The sequence below is a fragment of the Desulfovibrio sp. 3_1_syn3 genome (assembly GCF_000145315.2).
GTDB classification, from domain to species: domain Bacteria; phylum Desulfobacterota; class Desulfovibrionia; order Desulfovibrionales; family Desulfovibrionaceae; genus Desulfovibrio; species Desulfovibrio fairfieldensis.
This window is the reverse complement of the sequence record NZ_ADDR02000002.1, coordinates 261,352-278,898: the sequence shown is the minus strand read 5'-3', so window position 1 is coordinate 278,898 and position 17,547 is coordinate 261,352. Positions and strand designations below refer to the sequence as shown.

Below are 17,547 nucleotides of genomic sequence, written 5' to 3'. Positions count from 1 at the left end.
ACGCCATAAGGAAAGAATCATGCCCGACGCCCTTCAGACGGAACTGACCCGGAAGCCGACGCCTGAGCCGGTTGAAGACACCGCCCGCTGGCCGGAATGGGCGGAAGAGGCGCGTCTGGACGACGAACTGACGGCCAAGGCCTATGAGGCCACGCCGCCTTCCTGCCGGGCCGCCCTGAAAACCGGTCTGGCCCTGGCCCACATGCATTTCGGCCAGAGTCAGGGCTGCCTGCGCGAAGAGCGCCGGGACGGCCATCTGGGCTTCTGGCGGCATAGGGCCTCGTTTCCGGCTCCCTGGGCCGTTCTGGCCTTTACGCCCGAATACGCGGCCGCGGCCCGGTTGACGGCGGCCTGTGCGCCCGCCCTGCTGGCCAACGTGCCCCTGGTGGGCGCGGTCTGTGTGGGCGGCACGCCCCACGGCGCGGCCCTGGTCAGTCTGGAACTCAGCGGCGTGGAAGACATTTTCTGCCTGGACAAAGCCGGACTCTGCGCCCTGCTGGAAGAAAGCCAGCCCGGTCCGGGCCGACTGGTTCTGCTGCACAAGGGGGAACTGGACAGCGTGGCGCACACGGCCCGCGTGCTGGGCCTGCCCTGCTATGAGGAACGCCGGGCTCCGGCCCTGATCCTGCCCGAGCCCGAAGCCTTTGATCTGGATATTCTGTCTTTTGCCCAGGGCGACGCTCTGGAGCAGGCCCTGGAACCCGCGCGTCCCGCCCTGCCCTCGGCCATTTACCTCAGGCCCGAGGCCGCGCGCGGCCACTGCAGGGCCCACCGCCACGGTCCTTTCCGCTATACAGGCTCGCTGGCCCTTTCTCCCGGCTGCGAAGGCTTCTGGCTGCACGAGGATCTCACGCCGGACTTTTTCACGGTTTCACGCCAGGCTTTCGGACCGCTGTAAAAGGAAAAGGCGGGACGCTTTGAACGCCCCGCCGAGACGGACTTGCCGCCGCTACAGCCACGAATCTTTTTCAGGCTTTCATGCCGCGCTTGGAAGCCTTGAGAGGGTTGATTTTCTTCTTGGCATCCCCTTCGCCGATTTTCTTCACCCGATGCTGGTTGGCACTGGTCAGGGCCGCCGTGTCCAGTTGCAGGGCCTCCAACCGAGCGGACATGCCGACGCGGGCCGCGGAATAACGGTTGGGATCCGCCAGACTGCTGTCCAGATATTTCTGCGAGGTGAGGTAAAGCCCTTTCTCGTCAATGGCGAGCAGGTACTGCGCGCCGTTTTCCTCGACGCTTTGAATGACCATGTCCGAGGTGCTTCCGAAACGATTGACCATATGTTCTCCTTGGGCTGAGCATTTCGTAGAGACACACTCTATATAAAATGAAATTCATTTTCAATATGTCAACTCAAGTTAGCTCCCACTGTCCCTACCCTGGCAGAAAAAAGACTTTTTCCGCCCCCCGCGCACCGAGCGACAGACCGTAACGCGGCAGACGTTTTCCCGCGTCAGTCAGGCCGCACGCACGACGGCGCACAGGCCGGCGTGCATTGTGGATCATACCTCCACATTCAGCTTCTGGCCCACGCCGGTGGCCGCGATGCGTAGTTGTTCGGCCATCTCCGTGGATTCCTGCAAGGTTTTGCCGATAATCAGGTTGCTCATGACCTGCTGCGGCGCAATGCCGTCGCGCAACAGTTCCTCGGTGCTCTGGAAGGTGCCGTTGTCCTGTATGGCTTCCATAGGCGCTCCTTCTCCCTGTTCCCCATTTCTCTTTTCGGCATTCCGCCTCAAAACATTAGGCTCCCCGTCCCCTTTTTCGCGAAAATGACAACGTCTTGCGTTCCGGCTGAAACTGGACCATTCTGAAAGAGTATAAGTCATGGCGTCCGCAAAGGGCACGGCAAGGCAAATACTCCGCAGCCGGAACCCCGGCACGGGAATCACCGGCCTGCCGGGCCGACAAGTCAAGTAAGGATGTGTTGTGAACAGGATCAATCTGATATGTCTCGGCGTGCGGGACATAAAAAAATCTTTGGCCTTTTACAAAAATATCGGCTTCAAGACCTATGAAAAAGCGGACCAACCGGTCGTTGTTTTTTTCGACAACCAGGGCAGCAAGCTGGAACTCTATCCTCTTGAGGAACTTGCCCGGGACATAGATGCCGAAAATCCGCCGCCGCTTTCACAGGGCGGCTTCGCCGGCATGACCCTGGCCTGCAATATGAAATCCAGAGAGGAAGTCGACGTCTTCATGAAAATGGTCCAAGAGCACGGCGGCGTGATCGCCAAACAGCCAAGGGACGTTTTCTGGGGCGGCTACAGCGGTTACTTCCGGGATCCGGACGGCCATTACTGGGAGGTTGCCTATGGCCCGGACTGGAAATTTGATGCGCAAGACATGCTGCGGATTGAAGACGCGGACTAGGTCCTGTTAACACTATTTCAGAGCTATAACAATTAACGCAAAGACGACAAAGGTCAGGAACATGACATCGAGCTTATCGAACCGAGTAAAAACACGGCGGAAGCCTTTGAGCCTCCTGAAAAGCCGTTCTACCTCATTACGTCTTTTGTATAGCTCTTTGTCATACTCCCACGGTTTCAGTCGGTTGGGATTGGGCGGCACCACCGGAGTGAAGCCCAACTCACGTCCCAAGCGAGTCGTTTCATTACCCTCATATGCGCCATCCATAAGCAAGCTGCACGGCGCTGGCATCGGCCCCAACTGGACAAGCAGCCTGCGCCCCTCGGGGGCATCGCCGGCGTTGCCGGGAGTGAGGCTGAAATTCAACGCGCATTCAGCATTCGCGGCAACCATATGAAGCTTGGTCGTCCAGCCGCCTCTGGACTTTCCGATGGGCTGCGGACCTGTTTTTTTAAGGCCCCTGTTCCATCGGGATGAACCTTACCAATAGTACTGTCGAGAGAAACTGCTTCTATTTTAAGGCGGAGTATCTGCTCTTGTTGAAGGCGTTCAAATATACGGTCAAGAACTCCGTTCTTGCTCCAGCGGTTCATGCGCGTGTAGATGCTGTGCCAACAGCCAAAATTTTTCGGCAGTCCACGCCATTTACACCCATGCTCCGCAACGTACAGAATCGCATTCAACACCTGGAGATTGTCAAAATGGACATTACCTCTTTGGCGCGGGAAGCAGTCAGCGATTCTCTCATATTGTTCGCGAGTAATTTGCATAAGACATTCTTACGGAATACTCGCTCTTTGTCAAATAGTGTTAACAGGCCCTAGTACGGCATGCCCGCGGGACTCGGAATACCTCATCCGTGGTTAACCTGCTCCAAATACAAAATCACTCTGCCCACGGCAGGAGAGCGAAATGCCCCTGGGGTTTCGCGCCCGCCCTTGCCGTGGGCCTGAAAAAACCGTACCACTGAAGCAACGCCACCCAGCCGGAGCCAGCCATGCCCCCAATCAGCGACATCCGTAATATCGGTATTATCGCCCATATCGACGCGGGCAAGACAACTCTTTCCGAGCGTATGCTGTTCTACAGCCGCAAAATTCACCGTATGGGCGAAGTCCACGACGGTGCGGCCACCATGGACTATATGCCCGAGGAACAGGAACGCGGCATCACCATCACCTCGGCCTGCACCTCCTGCCAGTGGCGGGAGAAAATGATCAATCTCATCGACACGCCCGGGCATGTGGATTTCACCATTGAGGTGGAGCGTTCTCTGCGCGTGCTGGACGGGGCCGTGGGCGTCTTCTGCGCCGTGGGCGGGGTGGAGCCGCAGTCCGAGACGGTCTGGCGGCAGTCCGAGCATTTCGCAGTGCCCAAGATCGCCTTTGTGAACAAGATGGACCGCCTGGGCGCGGATTTCGAAGCCGCGCTGGAGGCCATACGCCGCCGCCTCCAGACCAATGCCGTGGCCGTCACGGCCCCCTTGGGCCAGGGCGAATCCTTTGCCGGGGTGCTGGATCTGATCAGCGGCGAAACCCTGACCTTCGATCCGGCGGACCAGGGCCGCACCGTGCTGCGCGTGCCGTTCAGCCCGCGCGAGGCTACGCTGGCCGCGCCCTGGCGCGAAACCCTGCTGGAAAAACTGGCCGAGGCCGACGACAAATTTCTGGAGCTCTGGATGGAAGGCTCTTTCAGCCGGGAGGATGTCCGCGCCGCCCTGCGCCGCGCCACGCTTTCCCGCGGCCTGACGCCCGTGCTCTGCGGCTCGGCCCTGCGCAATGCGGGTGTTCAGCCCGTACTGGACGCTGTCTGCGACTATCTGCCCTCGCCCCTGGACGTGCCCGCGCCTGTGGGACGAGATGCGCAAGGCCGCGAAGAAGCCGTGGAGCCGGACCCGGACGCGCCGCCCGTAGCCCTGGTCTTCAAGGTGCTTATGGAAAACGGGCGCAAACTTTCCTTTCTGCGTCTCTATGCCGGGCAAATCAGGGAAGGCGACTCGCTGCGCAATGTGACGCGGAAGAGCGACGACCGCGTGGGGCGCATCTTCCGCCTGCATGCCGACCGGCGCGAACAGCTCGAATCGGCCTCGGCCGGGGAAATCGCGGCGGTGGTGGGCCTGCGCACGGCCCATACCGGCGAAACCTACGCCGCGCGGGCCCGCGAACTCGTGCTGGAATCCATTGAAGCCTACGCCCCGGTGCTCACTCTAGCGCTGGAGCCGCGCAACGCCGATGAGGGCAAAACCCTGGATGAGGCCCTGGCCCGCTATGTGGAGGAGGACCCCACCTTCCAGGTCAGCCTGGACGATGATTCCGGCACGCGCATGATTTCCGGCATGGGCGAACTGCATCTGGACGTGCTGCTGGAGCGCATGCGCCGCGAATACGGCATCAGCCCGCGCGCCGGACAGCCGCAGGTGGTGCTGCGCGAAACCGTGCGCAGGGAAGCCGAGGCTGAAGCCGTCTTCGACAAGGAGTTGGGCAAGGAGCATCACCAGGGAGCGGTGGCCCTACGCGTGGCCCCCCTGCCCCGCCATACGGGCAATCAGGTGACGGTGGGCGATTTCCTGCCTGCGGATCCGCAGGAGGCCCGTAAAATTCTGCCCCCGGCCCTGCTCCAGGCCGCCTTGGACGGCGTGCGCGACGGCCTGCAAAGCGGCGAGCTGACCGGCTGGCCTCTGGTGGACGTGGCCGTGACCCTGACCAATGTGGAGCGGCGCGAGGGCCTGACCACCATACCGGGCTGTCACATGGCCGCCGGACAGGCTTTGCGCGAGGCACTGTCCAAAGCCGCGCCCGTGGCCCTGGAGCCCGTCATGCGGGTGGAAATCAACGTGCCCGAGGATTTTCTGGGCCCGGCCATCAGCCTGTTCACTGCCGCCGGAGGCAAAGTGGAAGACCTGGAGGACCATGCCGGGCGCAAGCTGCTGCGCGGCACGGCCCCGTTGCGCCGTCTGTTCGGCTTCTCCACCTCCTTGCGCTCGGCCACCCAGGGACGGGCCGGATTGATGCTGGCCTTTGACCGTTTTGATCTGCCCTGAGGCCGCCATGCCCGCATCGCCGGAAAACAGAAATCAGGCCCCCCGCGCCAAGAAAAGCCTGGGCCAGCATTTTTTGCGCCGGGAGGAAATCTGCGACCGTATTGCGGCCCTGCTGCTGCCCCAGGCCGAAGACCGCGTACTGGAAATCGGCCCCGGCCCCGGCGCGCTGACCAGGGCGCTGGAAGCCGCGCCGCACGCCTGCCTGCTGTTGCTGGAAAAGGACCGCCACTGGGCGGCCGAACGGCAGCGCCAGGCCGCTCCGCGCACCCAGGCCGTGCTGACCGACGCCCTGCGCTTCGACTGGCGGCGCATCAGTCCGGAGCACCCGTGGAAAGTCATCGGCAATCTGCCCTATAATGTGGCCTCGCCCCTGATCTGGGATATTGTGTCGCGCGCGGAAGGGCTGAAGCGAGCCGTGTTCATGGTCCAGAAGGAAGTGGGCCAGCGCCTGGCGGCCGCGCCCGGCAACGGCCACTACGGCGCCCTCTCGGTCTGGGTTCAGAGCTACGCCCGCCCGCGTCTGGAATTCGTGGTCGGGCCCGGCGCGTTCAGCCCGCCGCCCAAGGTGGATTCGGCCGTGCTTTCCTTTGAGCCGCTGCCGCCCGAGGCGCAGCCCGCCCATCCCAAGGCCCTGGCCCGCCTGTTGCGGATCTGCTTTCAGCAGCGCCGCAAGCAGCTGGGCGGCATCTTCCGCCGGGCCGGTCTGCCGCAGATGGAAAGGGCTCTGGACCAGGCGGGCCTGGCCCCCAGCCTGCGGCCCGAAGCCTTGAGCACGGATGATTTTCAGCGCCTGTCCTCTTTTTTGGCGCTGAATCTTGACAATCCGCGCTAAAAGAGGTTGAGTTAAGTCCGCTATCATAATGGTATTGCGTGCGGTGGTTTTGCGCCACGGACTTGGGGAGTCAGGCTCGCGGTATCTGTTGGCAAATCTTCAGGAGGATATGCTGATGACTAAAGCTGATCTGGTTGAAAAAATCGCCGCCAAGGCCAATCTGACCAAGGCCGCCGCCGAGCGCGCCCTCAATGCCTTTCTGGCTTCCGTGGAAGACTCGTTGAGCAAGGAAGCCAAACTGACCCTCACCGGTTTCGGCACCTTCGCCGTGGAAAGCCGCAAAGCCCGCCAGGGCCGCAATCCGCGCACCGGCGCCACCTTGACCATTCCCGCCTGCAAAATGGTCAAGTTCCGCCCCGGCAAAATGCTCAAAGACGCCTTGAATTAATTTTTCCCCGCATGCGGCGACACGGCAAGCCCGTACGGGCTTGCCGTTTTTTTCTTGTCCACTGGAAAATGCGCCTTTCCAGACCTTGAGGGCTGTTCAACAATTTTGAAATTGAACCGCTCCAGTGCTTGCTTTTTTTCCAGCCAAGCACTATACAGACTCTTCATATTTTGCAGCGCCGTGCTTTTTACAGCCCGGCCTGTCCGCCGGAGGGGGTGATATTCTTGCCCGGAGTTTTTCTCAACGACGACGATTACAACTTCGACATTGCCTTGCGCCGTTTCAAGAAGCAGGTGGAGAAGGCCGGCATTCTTTCTGAAATGAAGAAGCGCCAGCACTACGAAAAACCGAGCGTCATGCGCAAAAAGAAGAAGGCCGCCGCCCGCAAGCGGTTGATGAAAAAAATCAGAAAAATGAACATGGCCTAGCCCATCCCCACAGCGCGCCATGCCGCGCATTGCGCGGTGCGGTTCCGCTGTCCCGAGGCCATCACGCATTCGGACAGACACTGCGGGAAATCCCTTGGGGATTTCCCGCAGTTTCCGCTTCTTTTCCACTCTTACCCCCGGCACCGCCATGAGCCTATCTGAACAGATCGAGAAAGAATACATCCAGGCCTACAAAGCCAAGGATGCCGTGCGTCTTACCGTGTTGCGGCTTCTGAAAACCGCGGTCAAAAACAAGTTGGTGGACCTTCGGCGGCCCGGCGGCAGCCTTTCCGACGAGGAAATGCTGGACGTCATCATCAAGGAAGGCAAGCAGCGTCAGGATTCCATTGAGCAGTACACCGCCGCCAACCGCGCCGATCTGGCCGAGAAGGAAGCTGCCGAACTGCGAATTTTGCAGGAATACCTGCCCAAAGCCCTCAGCCCCGAGGAACTGGCGGAGATTATCGAGACCACCGTCACCGAGCTTCAGGCCGCCACGCCCAAGGATATGGGCCGGGTGATTTCTGCCGTCATGGGTTCATACAAGGGCCGGGTGGACGGCAAGGCGCTGTCCGAGGCGGTCAAAAAACGGCTCAGCTGAAAACGCGCCTTTTGTCCTCCGGACTGCGTCAGAATGTCGTTTGCAGGCCGGGGTTGCACGGGAAAGTGCTACCCTCGGTCCGCAAGCGACGTCTTCCCTGTCAAAGAACAAAGTCCATGTTTTCAGGGAAACGTTTTGCCGTAGCTCTTTTATTTTTCAATTCCCCTTGGGGGTATTTCTAGAGCGGATTAACTTTGAAATTTTACAAATTTCAAAGTCGGCATTCCGGCGAAAAATGTGGTTATCGTTGCTACTGCTCCCCGTATGGTTCCGTTGTCGCCAACGGGGACAGCCCTTCGGGCTGCCTTCGGTCGCTTTTCCGGAATCCACGCCGCGCTGCTCTCAATGCCTGTACGCCCTTTGGACTACAGGCACGGCCCTACGGGCCGCCCGTCGGGCCGGTCTTCGCGGCGCGCCTCACCGTGTTCGGCGTTAGAGCATTTCAAAGTTGAAATGCTCTAGGGCCTGTTAACACTATTTGACAAAGAGCGAGTATTCCGTAAGAATGTCTTATGCAAATTACTCGCGAACAATATGAGAGAATCGCTGACTGCTTCCCGCGCCAAAGAGGTAATGTCCGTTTTGACAATCTCCAGGTGTTGAATGCGATTCTGTACGTTGCGGAGCATGGGTGTAAATGGCGTGGACTGCCGAAAAATTTTGGCTGTTGGCACAGCATCTACACGCGCATGAACCGCTGGAGCAAGAACGGAGTTCTTGACCGTATATTTGAACGCCTTCAACAAGAGCAGATACTCCGCCTTAAAATAGAAGCAGTTTCTCTCGACAGTACTATTGTTAAGGTTCATCCCGATGGAACAGGGGCCTTAAAAAAACAGGTCCGCAGTCCATCGGAAAGTCCAGAGGCGGCTGGACGACCAAGCTTCATATGGTTGCCGCGAATGCTGAATGCGCGTTGAATTTCAGCCTCACTCCCGGCAACGCCGGCGATGCCCCCGAGGGGCGCAGGCTGCTTGTCCAGTTGGGGCCGATGCCAGCGCCGTGCAGCTTGCTTATGGATGGCGCATATGAGGGTAATGAAACGACTCGCTTGGGACGTGAGTTGGGCTTCACTCCGGTGGTGCCGCCCAATCCCAACCGACTGAAACCGTGGGAGTATGACAAAGAGCTATACAAAAGACGTAATGAGGTAGAACGGCTTTTCAGGAGGCTCAAAGGCTTCCGCCGTGTTTTTACTCGCTTCGATAAGCTCGATGTCATGTTCCTGGCCTTTGTCGTCTTTGCGTTGATTGTTATAGCTCTGAAATAGTGTTAACAGGCCCTAGTGCTGGCGCAACCCTTATGGCACAAAGAAATCATGATTCATACCCGCACTCTCAATTCCCTCGAATTCGGCAAGATCACGGAATACCTGGCCGGGCTCTGCTGCTCGGGCGTGGGCCGCGAACGCGCCTTGGCCCTTGCTCCCCTGCCGGACTCCGAGGCCGTGACCCTGGCCGCGCGCCTCTATGAGGAAGCCGCCACCTGGGCCGCCCGCCCCGTGGGCGACGGCGGCAAGGGCTTCAGCCTGGCCGCCTTTCCCGATGTCGGCGGCCTGCTGCACGCCGCCGAGCGCCCCCAGTCCCGGCCCGACGCCGACGCCTTCTGGGCTCTGCGCGAAGTGCTGCGCCTGGCCCAGAGCGCGCAGGCCGCCATCAATACGCCCGAGGCCCCGCGCCACTGGCCGCATCTGCTGGAGCTGGCCCAGGCCGCGCCCATGCCCGTGCAGCTCACGGCGGCGTTGAGCCGCTGCATTTCCGACGACGGCCTGATCAGGGACGAAAGCTCGCCGGAACTCTATCGTCTGCGCGGCGAACTGCGCCGCCTGCACCAGAGCTGCATGCGCAAGGTCAAGGATTTCGCCCTGCAGTACAATATGCTGCCCTATCTGCAGGACGAGTTCATGACCCTGTCCTCGGACCGCTATGTGCTGCCGCTCAAGGCCAATTTCAAGGGCCGCATGCAGGGCATCATCCACGACTGGTCCCAGACCGGCGAAACCTGCTATTTCGAGCCCATGTTTCTGGTGGAGATCAACAACCGTCTCCAGGAACTCAAGCATGAGGAGCGCGAGGAGGAGCAGAAGGTACTGGCCTATCTGCGCGACCTGCTGGCCGCCGAACTGCCCGGCGCCTGGGCCGCCCTGGACCTGCTGGCCCGGCTGGACGTGTTGCAGGCCATGCGCCGCCTGGCCGATCTGTATGACGGCCGCTGCATCAGCCTCTCGCCGGTGGAGGAAGGCATCAGTCTGCTGGAGGCCCGCCATCCCCTGCTGGCTCTGGCCCGGAGCAAAAACACGGGCGCGGACAAGACCGCCGCCGCGCCGGTCCGGCCCCTGGACATTCTGCTGCGCCCCGGCGAACGGGCCCTGGTTATCACCGGCGGCAACGCGGGCGGCAAGACAGTCTGCCTGAAAACCCTGGGGCTCGTGGTGGCCATGACCCTCAGCGGCCTGCCCGTGCCCGCGGGCAAGGGGTCGCATCTGCCATGGTTCAACCGCATGGACGCCTTCATCGGCGACGAGCAGAGCCTGGATGACAATGTTTCCACCTTCACGGCCCAGATAGACCATCTGGCCAAGGCCTGGAAGCATCTGGACCAGCACGGTCTCGTGCTGCTGGACGAATTCGGCGCGGGCACGGACCCGGCGCAGGGCGCGGCATTGGCCCAGGCGGTCCTTGACGAATTGCTGGACAAACATACCTTTGTACTGGCAGCCACGCATTTTCCGTCGCTCAAGTCCTACGCCCTGACCCGCGAGGGAGCCAGGGCGGCGTCCATGTTGTTTGATCCGGCCACAAAAAAACCGCTGTTCAAGCTGGCCTACGGCCAGGTAGGGGCCAGCCAAGCTCTGGATGTGGCGCGGGAGCACGGCCTGCCCGAAACCATTGTGCACCGGGCCGAACACTATTTGCTGCAGGACGGCCAGGACGCCACGGCCCTGCTGGGGCGGCTCAACGATCTGGCCGCCCGGCGCGAGGAAGAACTGCTCGTCTTGCGGGCGGAGCAGGAAAAAGCCCGCCATGCCGTGCAGCAAAGCCGCGAGCGCCTGGAAAAGGAACGCGTCCGCCTGCACGAGGAAGTGCGCGGCAAGGCCGCCGAACTGATGCGGGCCTGGAAGGAAGGACGGGCCACGTCCAAGCAGGCCCTGAAGGAAATGTCCCGCCTGCGCGCCTCCCTGGCCCCGGCTGTGGAGCCGGAGACGCAGTCCGTGCTGCCCAAACCGCAGCATTTCACGCCGGGTCAGAACGTGCTGCACAGTGTGTTCAACAAGCGCGGCGTGATCACGGACGTGGATGAACGCCGGGGCCGAGTGCGCCTGGACATGAACGGCGTGAATCTCTGGGCCGAGATGAAGGACCTGCGAGAAAGCGGCGGCCAAGCCCCCCAGGCAGCGCCGCGCAGTGCGGTGAAACGCGGGACCGACGAAAACGCCTCCCTGAGCCTGGATTTGCGCGGCATGCGCGCGGACCAGGCTCTGGCCGAAGTGGAGCGTTTTCTGGACAAGGCCCTGCTGGCCGGTTTTTCCGAGGTGGAAATCGTGCACGGACGCGGCACGGGTGCGCTGCGCCGCGAAGTTCACGAATTTCTGCGCGGCTTTCCGGCCGTGGACCGGTTCGTACTGGCCCCGGAGGACAGGGGCGGGGACGGCATGACTATCGTCACATTTCGTTAACCACTGTCGTTACATGAACCTTTTTGACTGCCGATCGCGTCATCGAGGTTGCCTTTATCCGTAGCGCCGCTGCCCTTCTCTGCAGGCCGCATTGCGGCAGAGGCAAAGGCAAGGCGGCAACGCCGCCGACGGCCGAAGCAAACGCGCTTTTTGCCCCGGTCGGGCATGCTACGGGAAGGGCACTCTTCCATCACAAACAACGCGTTTTCCTTGCCGGAAAGCCAAAAATTCTCAGTGTAAGCGGCAGTACTCGGCAAGCGCCCCACGTGGGTGCCTTTTCCGTTTTCCATTGCTGCGTTGACGGCATTCCCCCGCAACGCTAGACCGGAGCACAGGGCTGCATGCAATCCAAAGACGCCATCCGCGCCATCAAGGAGCGCCTGAACATCGTGGACATTGTGCGCCGCTTTGTGGAGCTCAAACGCAACGGCCCGCGCTGGGTGGCCCCCTGCCCCTTCCACCAGGAAACCAAGCCCTCCTTTTCCGTCAATGAGGAACAGGGCATGTTCTACTGCTTCGGCTGCCACGCCTCCGGGGACATTTTTGATTTCTACGGCCGGATCAACGGCCTGGATTTCAAGGAATGTCTGGAGCAACTGGCCGCCGAGGCCGGGATCACCATTGAACGCGGCCGGAGCAACGCCCGCAGCCAGGGCGAGGAGCGGGAGCGCCGCTCGGGCCGCCAGCAGATGCTGCGCATGTATGAGCTGGCCGCCGGGCATTTCAGCGCTGCCCTGCAAAGCCCGGAAGCCGCCGAATGCCGCGAGTATATCGAAAAGCGCGGCCTGAGCGAGGACATCGTGCAGCGTTTCGGCCTGGGCTGGGCCCGGCGCGAATGGCAGTCTCTGGCCGACGCCCTGCGCCGCGCGGGCTTTGACGCCCGTCTGGCCGTGGAGGCGGGCCTGCTGGGCCAGTCCGGCAACGGCCGGGCCTATGACCGCTTCCGGGGGCGGCTGGTCTTTCCCATCAAGAGCCTTTCCAACCAGATCATCGCCTTCGGCGGACGGATCATCGCCGGAGAGGACGAGGCCAAGTACATTAACAGCTCGGACACGCCCATCTATAAAAAAGGCGAGCATCTCTACGGCCTGGCCCAGGCCCGGCGCGGCATCACCACCAAGGGGCGCGCCCTGCTCACCGAAGGCTACATGGACGTGCTCACCCTGCACCAGTTCGGTTACGACAACGCCGTGGGCGTGCTGGGCACCGCGCTGACGCCGGAGCAGATCAAGCGGCTTTCGGGCTTCGCCTCCCAAATGGTGTTGCTCTTCGACGGAGACCGGGCCGGGCGCAAGGCCGCTCTGCGCTCCTGCGAAATGCTGCTCACGCGCGGCCTGGCCTGCAACGTGGTGCTGATGCCCGAAGGCGAGGACATCGACAGCCTGCTGCGCACCGCCGGGCCCGAGGCTTTTGAGGAATTGCAGGCCAAGGCGCCGGACGGGCTGCGCTTCTGCGTGGACGTACTCAAGGCCCTGGCCCCGCGCGAAACAGTGGAATGGGCGCGCAACTTCCTGCGCCAGGTGGAATTGCCTGAACTGGTCAGCCCGTATGTCTCGCGGCTGGCCGGGCATTTGCAACTTTCGGAAAACGAGCTGCGCCAGGGCCTGGCCGCCTGGCACAGCCAGAAACAGGACGGCCGGGGCCGCGCCCCGGCGCAAACGGCCAAACCCAGCCTCGCCCGGCAGAACATGCGCGACCGCCAGATTATGATGTACGCGGTGCGCTATCCCGAACGGCTCGACGACCTGCGCGCTCTCGGCGCGGATCTGACCCTCCAGTCGGCCGTTGCCCGGCGGCTCTGGGACAAGATTGAGGAATTGGGGGAAGAAAGCCCCTATCATCTGGACCAACGCGAAAAAAACTTCTGGACCCTCTGCCGGGGGGCTGAAGCCGCGCCCCGCGACAACGGCGACAAGGAACTGGAATTCCTGCGCCGCGACCTGGACGCCTATTACGCCTCGGCGCAAAAATCGTCTGTTTCCGCAGCCTTACGCGAGAATACCGGTACAGGTGACTTTGCGGCTGATTTGGATTATCTTCGCGCACTGCAGGAAACCTTGGAGAAAGGGCATGAGTAATCTTAAAGATATCCAGCAAATACAATCTCTTATCGCCAAGGGCAAAGGCACGGGCTTTCTGACCTTTGAAGAGGTCAACAAGGCTCTGCCCGTGGAAATGAGCACGCCCGAGCAGTTTGAAGAGATTATCGGCATTTTCGAGCAGCTGGAAATCGTCATTGTGGATTCCGAAAAGGACGGCAAAAAAATTTCCGCCACCGCCGCCGAAACCGACGACGACGTGAGTGAAGACACGCTGGACCTGACCGAAGACGAGGAATCAGCCGACTACTCCTCCCGCAGCACCGATCCCGTGCGCATGTATCTGCGCGAAATGGGCGCCGTGCCCCTGCTGGATCGCGACGGCGAAGTGGTCATCGCCAAAAAAATCGAAATGGGCGAACAGGACGTGCTCTACGCCCTGGTGGAAGTGCCCGTAGCCGTGGAAGAACTCATCAACGTGGGCGAGGATCTGCGCCAGAACCGCGTCAAGCTCAAGGATGTGGTCAAAACCATTGAAGAAGACGACCCCAGCGAAGACGAGATGAACCAACGCTCGCGGGTCATCCTGCTCCTGGACGAAATCAAGCAGGTCTTCAAGAAAAAACGCAAGATCTACAAGAAGCTGGACGACTGTTGCACCCTGGAACGCCGGGTCACGGCCACCCAGAAGGAAATCATCAGCTTCAAGGAAGAGATCGTCACCCGCCTGCGCGACATCAAGCTGGAAAAGACCCTCATCGACCGGATCATCGAGACGGTGGAAGACTATGTGCGCCAAATGCACAACTGCCAGCGCGATCTTTCGGCCTACATCCTCTCCACGGGCCGCACCCAAGTGGAAATCCAGACCATGTTCGACGGCCTGGAAAAGCGCGAGGTCAATCCCACAGAGGCGGCGCGCGACCTCAAGCTCAGCGTTGACGAGCTCTTTTCCTTCAAGGAAATGATCATCGGCAAGATTGAAATCCTCAAGCGCCTTCAGGAAAAATGCTGCCACAATGTGGGTGACCTGGAAGAAGTGCTCTGGCGCATCAAGCGCGGCAATACCGCGGCCATGCGCGCCAAGCAGGAGCTGATCCGCTCCAACCTGCGTCTGGTGGTTTCCATTGCCAAAAAATACACCAATCGCGGCCTGCAGTTCCTGGATCTGATCCAGGAGGGCAACATCGGCCTGATGAAGGCCGTGGACAAATTCGAGTACCAGCGCGGCTACAAGTTTTCCACCTACGCCACTTGGTGGATCCGCCAGGCCATCACCCGGGCCATCGCGGACCAGGCCCGGACCATCCGCATTCCGGTGCACATGATCGAAACCATCAACAAGCTGATCCGCACCTCGCGCTATCTGGTGCAGGAACTGGGGCGCGACCCCACGCCCGAGGAAATCGCCGAGCGCATGGAATATCCGGTGGAAAAGGTCAAGAAAGTGCTTAAGATAGCCAAGGAGCCCATCTCTCTGGAGACGCCCATCGGCGACGAGGAAGATTCCAGCCTGGGCGATTTCATTGAGGACAAGAAGGCCGTGGCTCCGGCCGAGGAAGTCATCAACACCAAGCTCTCCGAGCAACTGGCCGCCGTGCTGGCGGATCTGACCCCGCGCGAGGAGCAGGTGTTGCGCAAGCGTTTCGGCATTGCGGAAAAGAGCGATCACACCCTTGAGGAAGTGGGCAAGCTCTTCAACGTGACGCGCGAACGCATCCGCCAGATCGAGGCCAAGGCTTTGCGCAAGCTGCGGCATCCGGTGCGGAGTCAGCCTTTGCGCTCCTACTACGAAAACTGATGGCATTTGATTCTTTTTGCCGCTGGCTGTGTTAGGCGGCGCGGCCCGGCTTGGTTACGTAGACAACTGCTTTGGCCGTTGCGACAAAGGAAGCTATGGACAAAGACAGCAACTGGTTACTGCAACTATGTGTGACTAGTTGCTGTCGCCATCCGTAAGCCTCGTGAACTCGGCAACGGCTAGCGCCCGCGCCGGGCCGCTTGCCTGCCGTGCCAGCGACAAAAATTTCTCAAATGCCATTTATTTGCTAAGACGGCACAGGAAAGTAAAATGGCTGCGAGTACAGCGAATTTCAGCAACAGCAAATGGCCCCGCCATGCGGGGAAAGCCGTTCTGCTTCTCCTGCTCTGCTGCCTGCTTCTGCCGTCGGCGGCGCGGGCGGAGGAAGACGCCCTGCCCCAGCCGAAAGGCGTGGTGGCCCGCTGCTTCGACGGTGACACTCTCAAACTTACGGACCGGCGCGTGGTGCGTCTGGCGGGCATCGACACGCCGGAGCTGGGGCGGGACAACAGGAAGCCCCAGTTTTACGCCCGCGAAGCCCGGCAGGAACTGGACGCTCTGGCCAAAGGTCAGAAAGTCCGTCTGTTCGCCGCCGGAGTCAAAAGCAAAGACCGCCACGGCCGCATCGTGGCCGACGTGCGGCTGGAGGACGGCCGGTCCCTGAGCGATCTGATGCTCGAACGGGGCGCGGCCTTTTACTATCCGCATCAGGATCAGAGCCCGCAGTTGCAGGAACGCCTGCGCGGCCTGCAGGAACAGGCCATCAATGCGCGGCGCGGCCTCTGGGCCCATCTGCTCTCCCTGCCCCTGGCGCACCAGAACTACACGGGCAACCGCAATTCCCTGCGCTTTTTTCCGGCGGACTGCCCGGAGGCCCAGCACATCAAACCCCGCAACCGGGTCTATTTCGGCACCCTGATGGACGCCTTTCTGGCGGGCTACGCCCCGGCCAGGGTCTGCCAATTCTGGCCCACCCAGCCATGAGCACCGTTTCCCCCACTCCCCTGCAACAGGAACAGGCCCTGGTCATCTTTTCCGGCGGTCAGGATTCCGCCACCTGCCTGGCCTGGACTCTGAGCCGCTTTGAGCGTGTCCGGACCCTGGGCTTTGACTATGGCCAGCGGCACAACGTGGAACTGGCCTGCCGTCAGCGTCTGCGTGCGGCTCTGGCGGAACTTGATCCGCTCTGGGCCTCCCGTCTGGGACCGGATACCCTGTTGAATGTGGATATTTTCCGCCAGCTGGCCGACACGGCCCTGACCTCCGAGGCCCCCATCGCCGCCGACGGTCCGGGCGGCCTGCCCACCACGTTCGTGCCGGGCCGCAATCTGCTGTTCATCCTGCACGCCGCTGTCTGGGCCTATGCCAAGAATATCCGCCATCTGATCCTGGGCGTCTGCCAGAGCGATTCTTCCGGTTATCCCGATTGCCGCGACGACAGCATCAAGGCCATGCAGGTGGCGCTCAATTGCGGTATGGACAGCCGCTTCGTCCTGCACACGCCGCTGATGTGGCTGAGCAAGCGCGGAGCCTGGGAGTTGGCCGAGTCTCTGGGGGGGACGGCTCTGGTGGACCTGATTCTGGAAGAAAGCCACACCTGTTACGCGGGCGAGCGCGGCCGGCGTTATGACTGGGGCTACGGCTGCGGGGTCTGCCCTGCCTGCCGCCTGCGGGCCTCCGGTTACGCGGCCTACCGGGAAGCGCGGAAAAACGGAGAACGGGGCCGCACGGAGGTCTGATGTCCAAAAAGCAACTCAGCGCGGCCCAAGGCATTGAAGCGGCCTGCATCCTCTTTCAGCTCAACAGCAAAACCGCCGACATCCTGCGTCTGGCTGAAAATGCCGGGCTGCCTTCCGCGTATGCGCACGGGCCGGAACAGGCCCGGCTCTGCGCCGAATGGCGGGCTTTTGTCCACGCCGTGGTCACGGCCGGGCTCATGCAGCACGCACCCAACAGCGTTCTGGCGGGTTATCTGCGGGAAACAGGCAATCTGCTGCGCGCGGCTGAAACGGACGCGCCCGCCGAAAGCAACAATGCCCCAACAGCGGGAACTCTCGTTCAGGCCGACTTTGTGGACGGCCCTTTTGCCGCCTATATGGCTCTGCTGGGGCACGGCGAGCAGGCCGGTTGCCCGGAGCTCTTCTGCCGCCGCCTGGCCGAAGGGGCAGCGCCCGGCGTTGCGGCCGAACCGGCCGCGGATGCCCGCGCCCAGGCCCGTCTGGCCGCTGCCATGGCACTGGTGATCAGCGCCGTGTGGGATAAGCTGGAAGAGTATGAGATCCTGCCCGATTAGGGGCTGTGATCAACACTCCGGAGTGTTGTTTGCCGACGCCAGTAAGGGAACGTGGTGTTGGAGTAGTCGAGGCATC

17 protein-coding genes are annotated in these 17,547 nt (G+C 61.4%); 14 read left to right on the top strand and 3 right to left on the bottom strand.

Going from position 1 to position 17,547, the window contains the following annotated elements:
- The first annotated feature begins 19 nt into the window (after positions 1-19).
- Entirely contained in the window at positions 20-898 is an 879-nt protein-coding gene (locus tag HMPREF0326_RS12500) for a hypothetical protein (protein ID WP_009302369.1), read from the top strand.
- Between the two features lie 70 nt (positions 899-968).
- Here the strand turns inward: HMPREF0326_RS12500 and HMPREF0326_RS12495 are convergent, their stop codons facing one another.
- Both HMPREF0326_RS12495 and HMPREF0326_RS12490 read right to left on the bottom strand, forming a co-directional pair.
- Complete coding sequence (locus tag HMPREF0326_RS12495) at positions 969-1,280, bottom strand: hypothetical protein (RefSeq protein ID WP_008684887.1); 312 nt, start codon at positions 1,278-1,280, stop codon at positions 969-971.
- A gap of 222 nt (positions 1,281-1,502) precedes the next feature.
- Positions 1,503-1,688, bottom strand: a complete 186-nt coding sequence (locus HMPREF0326_RS12490) for a hypothetical protein (RefSeq protein WP_009302367.1) — start codon at positions 1,686-1,688, stop codon at positions 1,503-1,505.
- Between the two features lie 241 nt (positions 1,689-1,929).
- Here HMPREF0326_RS12490 and HMPREF0326_RS12485 point away from each other — a divergent pair, with 241 nt between their 5' ends.
- Positions 1,930-2,373 (top strand): VOC family protein, encoded by a 444-nt coding sequence (locus tag HMPREF0326_RS12485; RefSeq protein WP_008684892.1) that lies wholly within the window; start codon positions 1,930-1,932, stop codon positions 2,371-2,373.
- A 12-nt stretch (positions 2,374-2,385) separates the two neighbouring features.
- Here the strand turns inward: HMPREF0326_RS12485 and HMPREF0326_RS16925 are convergent.
- A protein-coding gene (locus HMPREF0326_RS16925; protein ID WP_147568322.1) for an IS5 family transposase occupies positions 2,386-3,143 on the bottom strand; the annotation gives its coding sequence in 2 pieces (ribosomal slippage) (positions 2,386-2,819 and positions 2,819-3,143; 759 coding nt in all).
- A 227-nt stretch (positions 3,144-3,370) separates the two neighbouring features.
- Here HMPREF0326_RS16925 and fusA point away from each other — a divergent pair.
- The 12 genes from fusA to HMPREF0326_RS12420 all read left to right on the top strand — a co-directional run bounded on the left by fusA (position 3,371) and on the right by HMPREF0326_RS12420 (position 17,471).
- Positions 3,371-5,413, top strand: coding sequence for an elongation factor G (fusA, locus tag HMPREF0326_RS12475; RefSeq protein ID WP_008684896.1), 2,043 nt, complete (start codon positions 3,371-3,373; stop codon positions 5,411-5,413).
- A gap of 7 nt (positions 5,414-5,420) precedes the next feature.
- Positions 5,421-6,245, top strand: a complete 825-nt coding sequence (rsmA, locus tag HMPREF0326_RS12470; protein WP_008684898.1) for a 16S rRNA (adenine(1518)-N(6)/adenine(1519)-N(6))-dimethyltransferase RsmA — start codon at positions 5,421-5,423, stop codon at positions 6,243-6,245.
- Between the two features lie 28 nt (positions 6,246-6,273).
- Positions 6,274-6,633: an HU family DNA-binding protein gene (locus HMPREF0326_RS12465; protein WP_223300001.1), complete on the top strand. Its 360-nt coding sequence runs from the start codon at positions 6,274-6,276 to the stop codon at positions 6,631-6,633.
- A gap of 224 nt (positions 6,634-6,857) precedes the next feature.
- A complete protein-coding gene (rpsU, locus tag HMPREF0326_RS12460; RefSeq protein WP_009302365.1) occupies positions 6,858-7,061 on the top strand; it encodes a 30S ribosomal protein S21 in 204 nt (67 codons plus the stop codon).
- A gap of 148 nt (positions 7,062-7,209) precedes the next feature.
- Complete coding sequence (locus HMPREF0326_RS12455) at positions 7,210-7,662, top strand: GatB/YqeY domain-containing protein (RefSeq protein WP_035060924.1); 453 nt, start codon at positions 7,210-7,212, stop codon at positions 7,660-7,662.
- Between the two features lie 512 nt (positions 7,663-8,174).
- Positions 8,175-8,932, top strand: a protein-coding gene (locus HMPREF0326_RS16910) for an IS5 family transposase (protein ID WP_147568320.1) whose coding sequence is annotated in 2 segments (ribosomal slippage) — positions 8,175-8,499 and positions 8,499-8,932 — 759 coding nt in all. Because the reading frame shifts where the segments join, the coding sequence is not laid out codon by codon here.
- A gap of 48 nt (positions 8,933-8,980) precedes the next feature.
- The gene (locus tag HMPREF0326_RS12445) at positions 8,981-11,338 is read left to right on the top strand and encodes an endonuclease MutS2 (RefSeq protein WP_084493640.1); all 2,358 of its coding nucleotides are present in this window, start codon (positions 8,981-8,983) and stop codon (positions 11,336-11,338) included.
- Between the two features lie 341 nt (positions 11,339-11,679).
- A complete protein-coding gene (gene dnaG, locus HMPREF0326_RS12440) occupies positions 11,680-13,416 on the top strand; it encodes a DNA primase (RefSeq protein WP_008684906.1) in 1,737 nt (578 codons plus the stop codon).
- Positions 13,409-15,178 carry an RNA polymerase sigma factor RpoD gene (gene rpoD, locus HMPREF0326_RS12435; protein WP_008684907.1) on the top strand — a complete coding sequence of 590 codons (1,770 nt, stop codon included), beginning with the start codon at positions 13,409-13,411 and terminating at the stop codon, positions 15,176-15,178. Before dnaG ends, rpoD begins: the two co-directional genes overlap by 8 nt.
- Positions 15,179-15,448: 270 nt before the next feature.
- Positions 15,449-16,162 (top strand): thermonuclease family protein, encoded by a 714-nt coding sequence (locus tag HMPREF0326_RS12430; RefSeq protein ID WP_008684908.1) that lies wholly within the window; start codon positions 15,449-15,451, stop codon positions 16,160-16,162.
- Complete coding sequence (queC, locus tag HMPREF0326_RS12425) at positions 16,159-16,917, top strand: 7-cyano-7-deazaguanine synthase QueC (RefSeq protein ID WP_008684909.1); 759 nt, start codon at positions 16,159-16,161, stop codon at positions 16,915-16,917. The genes HMPREF0326_RS12430 and queC overlap by 4 nt, the downstream gene beginning before the upstream one ends.
- Positions 16,917-17,471, top strand: a complete 555-nt coding sequence (locus HMPREF0326_RS12420; protein WP_009302358.1) for a hypothetical protein — start codon at positions 16,917-16,919, stop codon at positions 17,469-17,471. Before queC ends, HMPREF0326_RS12420 begins: the two co-directional genes overlap by 1 nt.
- Positions 17,472-17,547: the final 76 nt, after the last annotated feature.